The sequence below is a fragment of the Sphingobium sp. genome, from assembly GCF_033795625.1.
GTDB lineage: Bacteria > Pseudomonadota > Alphaproteobacteria > Sphingomonadales > Sphingomonadaceae > Sphingobium.
Window position 1 is genome coordinate 71,652 of sequence record NZ_JARYGI010000005.1, and the last position, 15,306, is coordinate 86,957.

The window sequence follows — 15,306 nt, forward strand, 5'->3', positions numbered from 1 at the left end:
AGATGTCCTTAAGTCCCGACGTCCCCGACGTCCCCAGCCTCGTCGTGAAGCAGAGGTGGCTTCTTATTGCATCGGTCATGGGCGCAATGCTGATGCAAGTACTGGATACCACGATTGCCAATGTGGCCCTGCCACACATGCAGGCTTCGCTTGGCGCTACGCAGGATAGCATAACCTGGGTGCTGACCAGCTATATCCTTGCGTCGGCAGTAGCGATTCCGGTGACGGGGTGGCTCTCTGACAAGTTTAGTATCCGCAGCCTGTTTCTGGTTTCCGTGGTAATCTTCGTCTGCGCTTCCGTGCTATGCGGCATCGCGACGAGCCTGCCGGAGATGGTCGCATTCCGGATCATACAAGGGATCGGCGGCGCGTTCCTGGCTCCCCTCGCCCAAACGATCCTGTTGGATGTCACCAAGCCGTCCGATCACGGCAAGATCACGTCGGTATATGGGATGGGCATAATGATCGGGCCAATCGTGGGACCGATCCTTGGTGGCTGGCTTACCGAAAGCTTCGATTGGCGGTGGGTGTTCTTCGTGAACATTCCGATCGGCATCACTTGCTTTATTGCGCTCTGGTTCCTGCTTCCGCGGAAGAGCCCAGATCCTCGAACCTTCGATCTGGCGGGGTGGGCGATGATCGCTCTTGGACTAGCCGGCATGCAGTTGATGCTGGACCGAGGGCCGCTTGAAGACTGGTTCAGCTCTACGGAAATCTGGATCGAGGCCGGGGTGGCCGTAACGGGCCTCTGGATGTTTGGTGTTCACATGATGACCGCGCGTAGGCCTCTGTTCCCCATTGCCATGCTTCGTGATCGCAACCTGATCTCGGGAGCCTTGTTCATGTTCGTAATGGGCTTGGTGATGATGGCGGCTATGGCGTTGCTGCCGACAATGTTACAGAGTTCATTCGGCTATCCCGTGATAGACACGGGGATACTTCTGGCGTCCCGGGGTGTCGGCGTCTTGCTGACGATGGCATTAACTGGCCGCCTGGCTCAGAAGGTGGATCCCCGCATGTTGGTATGCGCTGGTTTTTTAATCATGGCGGGATCGCTTTGGCTGATGACCGGCTGGTCTCTCAATATGGACTGGAAGCCAATCGTGACGAGCGGCTTCGTTCAGGGCGTGGGCCTTGGCTTGGTCTTTGTGCCGCTAAATATGCTGAGCTTTGCTACACTGCCAAGGAAATATCGGACGGACGCAGCTAGCTTGCTTAATCTTGCTAGAAGCCTCGGCTCATCGGTCGGCATAGCTATTGTTACGGCCCTGCTTTCCCATAATGTTCAAGTCAGCCATTCCGACATCGCCGCGACCATCACGCCGTACAACCTGCCCGTCGACCCAAGCATGGTGAGCGTACTTGGCAGGAATGGGGACGCAGTGATGAGTGCGCTAGACGGGATGGTCAACCAGCAGGCCGCCATGGTGGCTTATCTGGATGATTTCTACTTCATGATGTTCTTGACGCTAAGCGCTATCCCGCTGATACTCCTGCTGCGTAGACCAGAGCGCAAGGCCGCGGACGACGACCTTGCGCACATGGTCATGGAATAAGCTTCAGCCTTTCTTGAGGTGGCGCCGTCCAAGCAATTCGGCGATCTGTACCGCATTCAAGGCTGCGCCCTTTCGCAGGTTGTCGGAGACGCACCATAGTACCAGGCCATTTTCAACAGTGGGGTCTTCGCGAACCCGGCTGACGAAGGTCGCATAGTCGCCCACGCATTCGACCGGCGTGACGTAGCCGCCATCCTCCCGCTTATCGATCAACATGATGCCGGGCGCTTCTCGTAGGATCGATTGCGCTTTCTTGGCGGAGATCTCGTCCTCGAATTCGATGTTGATGGCTTCGCTATGCCCGACGAAGACGGGCACGCGCACGCAGGTCGCGACGACCTTTATCTTCGGATCCAGGATCTTCTTGGTCTCGACGACCATTTTCCACTCTTCCTTGGTGAAGCCGTCATCCAGGAAACTATCGATGTGCGGGATCACGTTGAAGGCGATCTGCTTGGTGAACTTCTTGGGTTCGGCCGGATCGCCGACGAAGATGTTGCGCGACTGCTCGAATAGCTCGTCCATGCCTTCCTTGCCCGCGCCGGACACGGACTGGTAGGTAGACACGACAACGCGCGTGATCTTCGCCGCGTCGTGCAGGGGCTTCAGCGCGACGACCATCTGCGCGGTCGAGCAGTTGGGGTTCGCGATGATGTTCTTCTTCGTATAGCCGTCGATCGCCTCGGGGTTCACTTCGGGCACGATCAGCGGCACGTCTGGGTCCATGCGGTAGAGCGAGCTGTTGTCGATCACGATGCAGCCAGCAGCAGCAGCCTTGGGCGCGTAGATCTTGGTAGGCTCCGACCCTGCGGAGAACAGCGCGATATCCCATCCGGTGAAGTCGAAATGCTCGACATTCTTCACCTTCAGCATTTTGCCGGTGTCGCCATATTCAATCGTGGTGCCAGTCGAGCGCGAGGATGCCAAAACCGCAATCTCGTCCGCCGGGAATTCCCGCTCGGCCAGAATGTTCAGCATTTCGCGGCCCACGTTTCCGGTGGCTCCGACGACGACGACACGATAACCCATTACCGACTCCAGTTCTTTTGGCCATTGGACATGGCGCGATGGCGCATAACGCGCTGCCTCCATTTGTCCAGTGCAGCTTTGCTATACGGTCACAAAGTAGGACCAGTTAAAGCCCGAAAAGTCGTGACAATGCCTTGTCCAGCATCACCAGTTGCCAAAGCAGCCGTCCGTTGTCCGCCAGGCCACTTCGATGGTCGGCCGCAGCCTTTCCCATCGCCTTCAAGTCAAAGAGGCCCGTGCGTGCAATCGCGGAGCCACCGGCGACGGCACTTGCCTCTCCGGCCAAAGGCCCGCGAAACCAGGTCGAGATCGGTGTCACAAAGCCCATTTTCGGACGGTATAAGATGTCCTGCGGCAAATAGGCTTCCATGGCCTTCTTCATCAGATACTTGCCGCTATTACCGCGGATGCGCTGGTTTACGGGCAGACGACCGGCGAACTCCATCAGTCGGTGGTCCAACAGTGGCTCTCGGGCCTCCAGCCCTACCGCCATGCTCATCCTGTCGGTCTTCGTAAGAATGTCGCCGGGCAGCCAGATTTTCATGTCGGCATATTGCGCTCGGTCCAGCGGATCTCGCGCAGGCGCATTGCGCATGGCCGTCACGTAACGATCTTCTGCACGGTGGCCCGCCAGCAATGCCATCATATCGCGGGTGTAGAGCCGTTGCCGCATGGTATGAGGCGTGACGCCGACCGAAGCGGCATACGCCTCGGCGCCGTCTTGAGCGAGTTCGAGAAACGTCGACTTCGCTCTCAATGCGCGGGGCGCCCAATCCGCCTTGGGATAGAAACGCCCCAATGTCCCGAACAAAGGCTGCCGGACGGCATTGGGGATCAACGACCGCAGGCGCTCCCCCTGATATTGGAACCGATGGCGTCGATATCCGGCGAAGGCCTCGTCCGCACCGTCTCCGGATAGCGCGACGGTGACATTCTCCCGCGCCAACTCGCACACGCGGTAGGTCGGCAGCGCGGAGGCATCGGCAAACGGCTCGTCGAAATGATGCGCCAGGATATCGATGAGGCCGTAGTCATCCGCCGAAACGATCCGCGCGCGATGATCCGTGGCGAAGCGACGCGCTATGCGGTCGGCATAAGCGGTCTCATCCAAGGCCGCGACATCGAAGCCAATGGTGCAGGTCTTGACGGCCTGACTGCTCGCCTCCGCCATCAGGGCAACGACGCTGCTGCTATCGACGCCGCCCGACAGGAACGCACCGAGCGGCACGTCTGCGACCATGCGCGAGCGGACCGCGGTCCGCATGAGGGAGACGAACTCTTCCTCAAGCGCTTCGGGACTGGCGGTACTCCGATCCGCGAAGCTGATGTCCCAGTAACGCTGCGGCTGGCCAAGCGGCTTTCCCCTCACCAGCCGGAGTGTCTCGCCCGCACCCAGCTTCTTCACGCCTGCCACCAGGCATGTGTCATCGGGAACATAGCCATAAGCCATGTAGTCTTCGATCGCCGTCACGTCGGGCTCACGCCGAAGCAGCGGATGCACCAGCAGGCTCTTGAGTTCCGACGCAAAGATCACGCTGCCATCGGAAACCTGAGCATAATGCAGCGGCTTGACGCCCAGGCGATCACGCACCAGCCACAGCGCGCTCGCATGCCGGTCGAACAGGGCAAAGGCGAACATGCCATCGAAGCGATGCACACATTCCTCGCCCCACTGCCGATAGCCGTTCAGGATGACTTCGGTATCACTGCCGGTACGAAAGCGGTGCCCCTTTGCCTCCAGTTCCCGGCGCACTTCGGCGAAGTTGTAGATTTCACCGTTGAACGTGACAGCCAGGCTTTCGTCCGGAGTCAGCATCGGCTGAGCGCCGCCGCCCAGATCGATGATGGACAGGCGGCGATGGCCAAGTCCTACGCCCGGCGCGGTCCAGACCCCCGCCCCGTCCGGCCCGCGATGCGCAATAGCATCCGCCATCTGCCGCACCCGCGCCGGATCTACGGGCTTGGCCGTCTCTAGGTGAAAGATGCCCGCAATTCCGCACATGGCCCGATGCCTAGCGGATGCCCGCGCTCGCGTCAGCCAATTCCTTCACGGGGCCAAGATCGCGCAGGAATGCCGTCATGGCGGCTTGAGCGGACTGGCGCTCCTTGTCCTCTGCAGACACCAGTATCGCCACCGCACGTTGATCATGGCCGAGCAAACGGGCCTTCAGAGTCTGAAGCTTCACCTTGCCCGCACTACCCGTCACGAAGCCATCCACGCTGTAGAAGCTCATGACGTCACGCACTACAGGTCCAGGTGCCGTGATGCGCTCGCCATGTCCGTTCGCGGGGGCGGGCGCGGGCTCGGTCCACGCCCATTCGCTATCGGGACCGACTGCGCCTTGCCCGAAGCCGACAAGCTCCCGGCCATCCTGTTGCCGGGCATATACGGCTATGGCCAGGTCCACGACACGTCCGGATTTGTCCGCATAGCGCCCAGCCAGGAGGTGGTCCGCGCCTCTGAAATGCGGCTGCCACGGATAGGCTTGCGGCGAGACGGTTCGGCTCCATCCGGGAACCTGCGGCAGCGAAACGGATGTGGGCAGATCGCCCGAGCCCGAGGTCATAAGGCTTGCCCATACCGGCGAGATGGCAGCGATGGCGATAGCGGCCGGAGCAATCCAGCTCGCCGCAGTTCGTGTGAAGGGCACCGAAAGCGCCGCAGGATCGAACCAGGCATCATTCGGCTTGCGGTCGAAGAACGGCCAGGCCGCGACCATCACGATCGTCATGATGATCCCGAAGAAGATCCAGCCGAACACGACATGGTCGAAGCCCATCGCCATCTCCACGGATACGAAGTGCGCGACGAGAATGGTTGCAAACGCCCGCACTCCATTGGCCAATATGGATAGAGCAAGAGCGCTGCCCACGAACACTGTGCGGCGTCGCCAGCTGCGAAAGCACACATTGCCGACGAGAACGCTGTAGGCCGCCATCGCGATCAGGAACTTCGCACCGGAACAGGCTTCCGCGACCTCGAAATAGCCGGTGGGTGTCGTTATGAACACGCCATCCATGTGCGCCGGTATGCCTGCCACTCCGAGCAGGATCATGGAAATGTGTGCGGTGACGATCTGCAACGTTGGCACGACTTCTTCGCCGAAAGGCACCATGAAGAAGGCATAGAAGAGGGGGAAAGTCAGCGCTCGCGACACACCCGGCCCAAGGAGAGCGATCACGGCGCCCTGCAGCACCACGATAAGCCCTGCATGTCGAAACAGCGCAACCCCCGCAGCATCGCCAAGCAGCCAGGCAAAGCTGCCCGCAGCCAGCCACAGCAGCCCCGGCGTCCATGCATAAGGCTCCAACTGCCGCAGGCCCGGCAGGCGCTGCTGTACGAGCCAGCCGATCAGGAACGGCACGAACAGGCAGTGCTGGAACGTGGAGGCAGTCCACCATATCAGGACCATGTCCGCGGCATCTCGCGCGAACAGCAACAGGATAGCCGCTGCCACAATTCCCAAGCCCGTCAGGCTCGTGCGGCATCCGCTAGCATCACGCCGTGGATGGGCGGCAGCCGCCATGCTCATGCCGATGGCCCGCCCAGAACCAGTTCGGGCAAGGCAGAAAGCGTATGCCGCCACTGGTAGCGCTCGATCATGCGTTCACGCGCAGACTGGCCGAGGGAAGCGGCGCGGTGAGGATCGTCGAGCAGGGAGAGAACCATGGGCGCCTCCTTTTCAGGAGAGGATGCCACCAGAAGGTGCAGATCGTGAATCGCATCGATCCCTTCAGCCGCCTGCGACGATGCCACGACCGGTCGCGCCATGGCCAATGCCTCCAGAACCTTGTTTTGAATACCACGTGCGATCCGGAGTGGCGCGACTACGACGTCCGCCGCCACTAGCCAGCCCCGCACGTCGTCGACGCTCCCCGTCACGAGAACGCCGGGCAAATCCCGTAACGCCAGCACCGCTTTGGAGGGGCCACGCCCGACGATCGCAAAGCACGCGTCGGGATAGCGCTCCCTGATCGATGGAAGGCTCTGGCGGGCAAAGCTTTCGACTGCCTCGACATTCGGCCGGTAATCCATTTGCCCGGTGAAGACGATCAAGGGACCGGCATCGCGGGAGATCGGAGGGAAAGCGGCAACCGGATCGAAGTAGTCGAGTGCGACCCCGTTCTCCAGCGCACGAACGCGATCCAGTCCCGCTCCCGTAGCGTCGCGAAACATCGCGGCCTCCGCTTCGCTGACGAAGGTGCTGACATCGGCACGTCGGGCAACCTCACGCTCGAACGCCAGCAGCTTGCGCCCCTCGCGCCGGTTGATCCAGCCCATAGGCCCGAATTTTCCCGCACCGTAAGCCGCATACTTCGCGGAATCGAAATCCACGAAGTCCATGAGGAATCTTACATCAGGTGGCAGGACCGGGACGAAGTTGGCCATCTGCACGGAATAGGCGAACACTGCTCTGATGGGGCGCTCCGCCAGCGTGCGCCGAACCCAATCATGCATAGCGGGAGCATCGAACAACGACACGAGCAGCGGCTGCCCCTTTGCCAGCCCCCGCAGCCCGCCTGCTACTCGCGAACCACTTCTCCTCAGCACGAGCTGGCTCTGGGTGAGTTCTTCCAGTGCCGGAGCAAAGGTCAGATCCCGCTCGTCATCTGCAAGGCAGCCGACGTGAACGGGCGCGATCTCCGCCAACTGCCGCAGGATGTTGAAGGAGCGGATCTTGTCGCCGCGATCCGGCGGAAACGGAATCCTGTGGCACAGGAACAGGATCTCTCCCGCCCCGGCAGGCGCGACAGTCATCCCAACCCTCGGGCGATATGCGGACCGATCAGAGTGGCCAGACGCAGCGGCAGCTTTTTCCAAAGCTCGACCTTGCGCTGATATTGAGGCGAAAGTGGATTGATGTCTCGCGCTTCCTGCCCCTCCGTCGAGCGGACGGCATAGGTGAGCGGCGTGCCCTCCCACCCCCAGCTCTTCTTCCAGGCGGCCGGTCCAGTTCCCATCTTCGACCGCCCGAAATCGAAGCTATGGCAGCCCCGCTCGCGGGCGTGGCTCATCAGCCTGAAGTAGGCGACTTCGTTGGATCGCATCGCCCGCGCCGCACCGCTGGCACCCTGCCAGTAGGGCATGCAAACGCCCTGATGGTAGAGCGAGAGAATGGACGACAGCGGCACCCCATTATGCGAGACCAGACAAATGTCGGCAGCCGGTCCCATCCGATCCAGCACCTCATCGAACAGGCGCCGGGGGAACACCGGCGTACCAAGCCGGTGTACGCTCTCCGCATAGAGGCGGTAGTGGATCGCCCGTAGCCGCGCGGTGTCGCCGATCTCGCAATGCAGGTCCTTGTCCAGTCCCTTCCGCACCTCAGCCCGGTGTTTGCGTGGTATCTGGGCAAGTTGCTCGGCATCAGTGCTGGCGAGCGCACGTGAAAAGTTCAGATATGTGCCTTCGCGCAGGTTCCATCCCATGGAGGGCAATAGGCCGCCGCGAAGCTCAGCCGTGGTGCAACGATGGCGTTCAGCCTCGGCCCAGCAGGCAATTGCCAAAGCATCGGCAACGGCCGGATCGTCCGCCAATATGCCTCCGTCCACGGAGAACCCTACCGACACCAGCGCCTTGCCGAACAGCAGGGAGCGGATCAGGGTGAGCGGCAACAGGCCCGCGATAGAGCCCGCGCCGTTACGAGCGACCAGCATGATGGCAGTCTGCGCGGTGCCTTGCGCCACCGCCTGCACCCATGACGGCCGATGGAAAGGCGTAGAGCGCGGTTGTGCCAGCACCCAGGCCTCCAACTCTGCGCTAATGGCGCTATCGCCGGACGGCACCGCGGCGACTGTAACGGCGTTTCTCCATTCCGCAGGATGTGCAGCCATCGTCATGCGCCCTGCTGCCCCAGGCGAAGCGCCTCTTGTGCCGCAATCGCATCCACGCGCGTCCAACGGAAATCCCCCGCCAGCCGCCGGAGCTTTGGAGCCATGACCGAGAGATTGCTATAGTGCCGCAGCCGCGACCGCATCGGTGCATTCGCCACGCGCGGCTGATCGGGATCGATTTCCCAGGGGTGAAAATAGATGATCGCAGGCCGTTGCGCCTCTCCATTCACCTGTCGAATCGCCCATCGGGAGAAGGCATAAGGCAGCAGGCGGAAGAACCCCCCGCCCCCTGCCGCCATCGTCCGGCCCGCAAAGCGCGCCGTCGTCACGGGTAATTCGACAAGCCGGCTATCCTCCACGGGTCCCCATGCAAACCGCGGAGAATCCGGCCAGCCATAATGGTCGTGCTTCACCGGCGCGACGCTGCTGGAATAGGCATAGCCTTCCTCGGCAAGTATGCGATGCGCCCATGGGGTGCGGGCATCGATCGAAAAGCTCGGGGCTCGATACCCGGTGACAGACGTTCCCGAAGCATCCTCCAGCAACGCACGCGCCTTGCGCAAGTCCGCGCGCCATTCCTCGGGCGTGAAGGTGAAGACCCGGCGATGATCATAGCCATGGCTGGCCAGTTCATGCCCCGCATCCACGATCCGCCGCATCAAGGCGGGATACCGCTCCGCCACCCAGCCCAAGGTGAAAAACGTCCCCGTCACGCCAGCATCCGCAAACAGCGAAAGCACGGCCTCGGTATTCCGCTCCACACGATGGGCAAGGCTGTCCCAGTCGGACCGTTTGATCGTATTCTCGAACGCGCCGACCTGAAACCAGTCCTCGACGTCCACGGACAGGGCGTTCTGCATGGCTTCCTCTGTATACACGCTGCCGTCAGGCAGCGTGACTGCGTTGCTGAACGGATTGTTCGTCACGCTCGACCCAGTCCACCAGCAACGTCAGGACACGGCGTAGTGCATTGTCCTGATCACGTGAGCGCGTGTCGATGACGTCAAGGCGCTTGTCGAAATACACCATGACTTCCGCCACTTCCTCGCTGTCTGCCTCTGCGCCGCGTGCGGCCAGCGCTTTCTTGACGTCGGCAAGCTCGGCCCGAAGTGCCTCCACTTCGGCCTGCAATTCCGCCGCTCCGCCAAGATCGGCTGATGCATGGTGCCTCGCCTGATGCTCGGTTGCCTGATCTAGTGGCGAAGGCGCGACCGGAGCGGGCTCGTCTTCCTCTTGCCCCATGTCCGCCAGCACCGCGGCCACTATGTCAGCGTCGATGATCCCGAGCTTGTCGATCGCGCCCAGCAGCAGCAGTCGACTGGCGATCACGTTTATCCGGCGAGGTATGCCTTCAGTAGCGGCGTAGAGCGCTGCGAAGGCTTCCGGAGTGAACTGAGGATTGCCCTTCCAGCCGACAAGCCCGAGACGATGCTGGACATAAGGCTCCACTTCATTCGCCAGCATCGGCTCAAGATGATGGGTGGCGATAACGCGCTGGCGCAGTTGCTCCAGCTCCGGCGACTTCAGGAGATCCCGGAACTCAGGCTGGCCCAACAGGAAGATTTGCAGCAGCGCTTGCCCGCCTAGTTGGAAATTGCTCAGCATCCGCAGTTCCTCTACCGCCGAGACCGCGAGGTTCTGCGCCTCGTCGACGATCAGCAGGCTGCGCTTGCCCGCTCTTGCCTGCGCATGAAGGAATGCTTCCATCCGCTGGAGCAATTGCGCCTTGGGCACATTGTCCGCAGCCAGGCCGAAGCTCTGCGCGGCAAGGCGCAGGATGTCGTCGCCGCCCACTTGCGTCGACACGATCTTGGCCGCCGTCAGGCGCGCCGGGTCCACGGTGGACATGACATGCCCCACCAGCGTCGTCTTGCCCGCGCCGATGTCGCCGGTGATGACGATGAACCCTTCGCCTTGCGCCAGCCCATAACCAAGGTAGGACAATGCCTTACGATGGGTGGCGCTTTCGAAATAGAAATGCGGATCCGGCGTCAGCTGGAACGGGCGACCCGTCAATCCGTAAAACTGATCGTACATCCTGTTCTCTCCGGCCTTCAGAATTGGTAACGCAGGCCAAGCTGGCCCAGCAAGCTGACGATGCTCTCGACGCCCTGCGGATCGACGGCGTCCACGCCCACGGCAGCGGTGCCTCTCAGGCGACGCCCGAACTCGTGATAGTAACCCGCATTCGCTCCCAGGTTCAGCACATCGCCGAACCCGACACTGCCGCCGCCGATGCCGCTGTCGTAGTAGTTGGCGTACAGCGTAGCATCGATTCCGGAACGCGGGTCCAGTTGCCGACTGGCGAACAGCTGCGCATAATAATTCTCGTCGTGAGAACGGTCGACGCCGGCAAAGACGCTGCCGTCAGGCGCGATGAAGGTGCGGCGTGAATAGCCGGCACCGACGCCCCAGCTGGTGCGCCCCTGCCGCGTGGTGAACTGCCCCGCAATGCCGCGCCGCCGGAAGTTCGATCCGCTGATCGCCGTCAAGGCATCGTTGAAGCACTGCCCGCCGCCGGTCGTCGCCGTAACGCAAGGACTGATGTCGCCGCTGAACGGATTGCGCACGGCGTTGAAGTCCGTCGAAAGCCCCGCAAGGTTGCCATTCAGCAACCGCCCAAAGCTTTCGATGCTATTATACACGGCTACGTTGACGGAAGTGTTCCGCGAAGGCTGCCAGGCGAAGACGCCAGTGTAGTTCATATTGCCATAGCGCCGCCCGATATGCGCCTCCAGAGAGGTACGGCGGCTCGGGCGCCACAATACGCCCGCGTCCCAGATCAGGCCGTCCGTGTCATAGGACAACCGCCTTGGCGATGCCGGATCGGTGATCAGGCGACCGCGGCCGTCGAGTATCGGAGCCCCGGCGCCATCCAGCAGCGCGCCGCGCTGGCTGATCTCGACATCCTCATAGCCTACGCCGCCGAGCAGCGCGACCGTGGGTGACACGGGAACAGTGATATCGCCGCGCAGGAACTTGTCCTCGAACCGCTGGTCGAGAAGATTGGTGTCTTCGCGATTATAACCGCCGCCGATGGCCCAGCCGAACGGCAATGGGCCTGGCTGCATGCCGGTCGAGAAAGTAGCGCTATGACTGGTGCTCTCATCAAAACCGCCAGGTGCCGAAGCGCCGGGCGCGCCGAAGCCGAAGTCGTCCTCGATCCGGGTATATCCGAAACGATAGGCGGCATTGATGCCAAGATCGCCCACTCGGGTGGTCAGCGTCGGGCCGACATAGCCGGAGTAGATCTGCGTGGTGGAACCGACGTCGCCGGTCAGCGCATTGTTGGCGCCGGTGAAGCCATCCGAGCGAATGCGCGTCGCAATCGCGCCGCCTTCCAGGCTCAGAAAATCCTGAACGAGGCTGACGCGGCCGCGGAACAGGCCGCTGATCACGTTCTCGTCGCCGAGATCCCCGCTCCAGCTGAAACGATGCTCGTAGCGCACATTGACGCCGACTTCCGCATGTTGCGTCGACATGCTGGCGTCCACGCCTGCCGCGGCGGAGGTATAAGTCAGAACGTCGCCATCGCCGCCCTTTACGTCCGCCACCACGATCTGGTTCAACTCCAGATAAGGCGAGACGTCGGTTCGCGAGCGAGCGAACGCGGCCTGCGAGGCAGCCGCCGCGATTGCAACCGCCGTCCAGCCTGCAAGAATGCGCCGCGCCTTCATGCCGCTTTTCCATAGTAGTTGCCAAAGCGGCGTCCGCTGGCGGAAAACTTCACGCCGTTCAGCAGCAGTTGGACATGAGCGCAGGCCTTCAGCAGATTGGCAGCATCCCGCAGCGCGTTCTCCGTGGTGCTGTCGGCTCGCACGACCATCAGCGCCTGCCCCACATGCCCCGCAAGCACGGCGGCGGGCGACGCTGCCAGCAGCGGCGGCGAATCGAACAGCAGAATGCGATTGGGATTGCCCGCCGTCAGCGTGTCGAGCAGTTGTCTGGTTCGGGCGGAGGCAAGATATTCGGTGTCGTTGTTCGTGCCATTGCCCGCCGGAAGCACCGCGAGCGAGGCGAACTCGGTCCGCAGCACGCATTCCTCAATCGGTAGGCTGGGATCGGCCAGAACATCCATGAAACCGGGGCCATCCGGCAGCCCCAGGGTCGAGACGATGCTGGGCTTGGCGAAGTCCGCATCGACCAGCAGGACCTCGATGTCCTTCTCAGCCGCCATCGAGAGCGCAAGGTTCACCGCGCAAAACGTCTTGCCTTCCCCCGGATGCGCGGAGCAGACGAGGATGCGGTTGCCGAGCGCCAAGGCGTCTTCCCCATTGTCACCGCGAAGCGCGCTCAGAAGTTGCCGCTTAACGATGCGAAATTCTTCGCTGATCCCGCTTACCGGGCCGTCAGGGAGGACAAAGCCCGCCGCTTCCAGCCCTTCGCGATCTACCGAATGCATCGGACCGTACCATTGAGGTGCGATCGATGCGGGGGCATCGTCCACAACTGCCGTCGGCTCCACCACCTGCGGCACGATCGGCGGCATGCCGGTGCCGCGCAGGACGGAGCCGAAGTCGTAGAGGTCGGAGGCCCGCTCCAGCAGGGAGTCGCCGGGCTGCCGGGGCATATCGATGGGGCTGTATTTCGTCATTGTCTATGCCTCAGGCCATGCCACGCTGGACGAATTCGACGGCGACCAGCAACAGGCAGACGCCTGCCAGACCGCCGCTGCCCGCCAGGAACAGCTTCAGCCGCTGCTTCCGGACGACATGCTGTGCCGCCGTCAGTGTCTCGGTGATCGCGCCTATCACCGGCAGCCCCGCCGCCTTCTCCAGCCGCGCGGCCGTCGGATAGGTCGTCTGCACCTGCCCCAAGGCAAAAGCCGTACCCAGTCCGCCGAATATGCCGACGATCAGGACCGCCAGCAGAAGCAGGGGGCGGTTCGGCGCGGCAGGCTTCGAAGGCACGCTCGGCGGCTCGATCACGCGGAATTTGACAGCACCGGTCTCGCTCTGGACGTCTCCGCGCAAACGCACTTCTTCGCGGTCGGCAAGCAGCTTGTCATATTGCGTCTTGAGCGCTTCATATTCGCGGTTCAGCCGTTCCTGTTCCGATGCGACGCCGGGTTCCGACACCTGCCGGTCGGTCATCGCATTCAGGTCCGCCTGGATCTGGCCCTTGCGCACCTGCAGCGCCTGAACCGTGGCCGCGCGCTCTGCCTGCATGGATTTCAGCGACGTATAAGTTGGATTTGGCGTGCCGGTAGCGGCAGACGCCCCGCCCTGCCCCTTCAACGCAGCGGCCTGACGGCGCAGCGCAACGATGTCGGGATGATTTTCGGTCCAGCCCCGCGCCTTTGCGGCGGCGATCTCTCCCATGACCGACCCGAGAGCGCTCGTACCGCCACTTGCGCCGCCTGAAATGGAGGCGGGTGTTCCGGCAAGTTGTGCATTCATGGCCGACAGCGCGCTCTGTGCAGCGACCAGTTGGCTGTCGATCGCGTTGATCTCGGTCCGTGCTGCATCCATGCGCGCGCTGATCGATCCTGTACCGGGGAGCAGCCCCATATACTTCTGTTCGAATTCGACCCGGCGCTGATCGGCAGCCTGCAACTGTTTACCGCGCTGGGCGACCTGCGAGTCCAGAAAGCTCAGGCTCTGGCGCGTTTCATCGCGATCGCCTGCGACATTCTCTTCCTCGAAGATGTCGATGAGCTTCTGCGCGATCTGCGCAGCGATCCGGGCGTTGGCGCCATCCGAAATGCTGGTGTCCGACGACGATCCGGTGATTTCGAACAGATTATCCTGCGTCGAAACGACCTTGATATTGGCGCGAAGCATGGCGACCTTGCCTGCCAGATCGCGATCGTTGGAAACCGACTGTGCCAGATCCGTGCCGCGCACGACCTTTTCGAGGTTCTCGGCGCTGGCAAGCGTCTGCCGCACGCGGTTCACGTTCTGCTGTTGATCGCCTGTGCTGATGCCGATCTGCTCGGGCAGGATCGATTGCGTCTGGACATACACCTTGGCCTTCGATTCGTAGCTGTTCGGGATCAGCGACACGACGAGCCAGCCCACCATGCAGATGCCCCAAGCGACAGCGAGCGCGAGCCAGCGGCGGTTCCACACGCCGTGCAGTGCAATCAGGATTTCGTCATAGAGACCAGACATAAGCGGCTGTTATTCCTGATTATTCGGTTCAGAACATGCTTTCGGGGATGATGATCACATCGCCCGGCGCCAGCAGAACATTGGCGCGCGTGTCGCCCTTCTTGATGAGGTCGTTCAGCCGCACCGCGAATTCCTGCTGCTTGCCAGTCTGCCGCTCATGCCGGATCAGTCGCGCCTTGTTGCCTGCTGCAAACTCTGAAAGGCCGCCGACCGAGATCATCGCATCCAGCAATGTCATGTTGGCGCGATAGGGGATCGACGCGGGCTTTTCGGTGGCTCCGACGATGCGGATCTGCTGGCTGAACGTGCCGGAGAAGTTGTTGACGATCACCGACACCAGCGGATTCTCGATATATTTGCTCAGCGCCTGCTTGATGTCGTCAGCAAGGACGGCTGGCGTCTTACCGACTGCTGGGAGGTCCGTGATCAGTGGCGTGGTGATGCGGCCGTCCGGGCGGACCTGCACTTTAGCGCCCAACTCCGGATTGCGCCATACGAAGATGGTGAGTTCGTCCAGCGGACCGATCACATATTCTTCGCCCGGTCCTTCGTCAGCGCCTACGAACGAAGCCGTCGGGAGCGTCGGAGCGTCGCGCGTCGTCGTGCAGCCGGTCAGCGCTACCGCGACCAGCGAAGCGCCAAGCGAAACTCGACCGAAAGCACCAGAACCCATGATCTTCTCACCCTCTTTGCCTGCCGCACGGGCTGCGGCACCATGAGGGAGGCAGCCGCAAAGCACGCATGGCTTCGGCTGCCTTCATGGGCACTAAGGG

General features: G+C 62.1%; 12 protein-coding genes. 1 reads left to right on the forward strand and 11 read right to left on the reverse strand.

What is annotated here, in order from left to right:
• Positions 1 to 77 precede the first annotated feature (77 nt).
• Positions 78 to 1,556 (forward strand): DHA2 family efflux MFS transporter permease subunit, encoded by a 1,479-nt coding sequence (locus tag QHC67_RS03960; protein ID WP_413818485.1) that lies wholly within the window; start codon positions 78 to 80, stop codon positions 1,554 to 1,556.
• 3 nt (positions 1,557 to 1,559) lie between these two features.
• Here the strand turns inward: QHC67_RS03960 and QHC67_RS03965 are convergent, their stop codons facing one another.
• The 11 genes from QHC67_RS03965 to QHC67_RS04015 all read right to left on the reverse strand — a co-directional run bounded on the left by QHC67_RS03965 (position 1,560) and on the right by QHC67_RS04015 (position 15,206).
• The gene (locus tag QHC67_RS03965; protein ID WP_319291274.1) at positions 1,560 to 2,585 is read right to left on the reverse strand and encodes an aspartate-semialdehyde dehydrogenase; all 1,026 of its coding nucleotides are present in this window, start codon (positions 2,583 to 2,585) and stop codon (positions 1,560 to 1,562) included.
• A gap of 106 nt (positions 2,586 to 2,691) precedes the next feature.
• Positions 2,692 to 4,587: an XrtA/PEP-CTERM system amidotransferase gene (locus QHC67_RS03970; protein WP_319291277.1), complete on the reverse strand. Its 1,896-nt coding sequence runs from the start codon at positions 4,585 to 4,587 to the stop codon at positions 2,692 to 2,694.
• Between the two features lie 10 nt (positions 4,588 to 4,597).
• Entirely contained in the window at positions 4,598 to 6,118 is a 1,521-nt protein-coding gene (gene xrtA / locus QHC67_RS03975; protein WP_413818486.1) for an exosortase A, read from the reverse strand.
• Positions 6,115 to 7,344, reverse strand: a complete 1,230-nt coding sequence (locus tag QHC67_RS03980; RefSeq protein ID WP_319291279.1) for a TIGR03087 family PEP-CTERM/XrtA system glycosyltransferase — start codon at positions 7,342 to 7,344, stop codon at positions 6,115 to 6,117. The genes xrtA and QHC67_RS03980 overlap by 4 nt, the downstream gene beginning before the upstream one ends.
• Positions 7,341 to 8,420 carry a FemAB family XrtA/PEP-CTERM system-associated protein gene (locus tag QHC67_RS03985; RefSeq protein ID WP_319291282.1) on the reverse strand — a complete coding sequence of 360 codons (1,080 nt, stop codon included), beginning with the start codon at positions 8,418 to 8,420 and terminating at the stop codon, positions 7,341 to 7,343. The genes QHC67_RS03980 and QHC67_RS03985 overlap by 4 nt, the downstream gene beginning before the upstream one ends.
• A 2-nt stretch (positions 8,421 to 8,422) precedes the next feature.
• Positions 8,423 to 9,280: an XrtA system polysaccharide deacetylase gene (locus tag QHC67_RS03990; protein WP_319291478.1), complete on the reverse strand. Its 858-nt coding sequence runs from the start codon at positions 9,278 to 9,280 to the stop codon at positions 8,423 to 8,425.
• A gap of 25 nt (positions 9,281 to 9,305) precedes the next feature.
• On the reverse strand, positions 9,306 to 10,457 hold the full coding sequence (locus QHC67_RS03995; RefSeq protein ID WP_319291285.1) for an XrtA/PEP-CTERM system-associated ATPase: 1,152 nt from the start codon (positions 10,455 to 10,457) through the stop codon (positions 9,306 to 9,308).
• A 17-nt stretch (positions 10,458 to 10,474) separates the two neighbouring features.
• A complete protein-coding gene (locus tag QHC67_RS04000) occupies positions 10,475 to 12,097 on the reverse strand; it encodes a hypothetical protein (protein WP_319291288.1) in 1,623 nt (540 codons plus the stop codon).
• Complete coding sequence (locus QHC67_RS04005) at positions 12,094 to 13,014, reverse strand: P-loop NTPase (protein WP_319291290.1); 921 nt, start codon at positions 13,012 to 13,014, stop codon at positions 12,094 to 12,096. Before QHC67_RS04005 ends, QHC67_RS04000 begins: the two co-directional genes overlap by 4 nt.
• Positions 13,015 to 13,024: 10 nt before the next feature.
• A complete protein-coding gene (locus QHC67_RS04010) occupies positions 13,025 to 14,533 on the reverse strand; it encodes an XrtA system polysaccharide chain length determinant (RefSeq protein WP_319291293.1) in 1,509 nt (502 codons plus the stop codon).
• A gap of 28 nt (positions 14,534 to 14,561) precedes the next feature.
• Positions 14,562 to 15,206 carry an XrtA/PEP-CTERM system exopolysaccharide export protein gene (locus tag QHC67_RS04015; RefSeq protein WP_319291296.1) on the reverse strand — a complete coding sequence of 215 codons (645 nt, stop codon included), beginning with the start codon at positions 15,204 to 15,206 and terminating at the stop codon, positions 14,562 to 14,564.
• Positions 15,207 to 15,306: the final 100 nt, after the last annotated feature.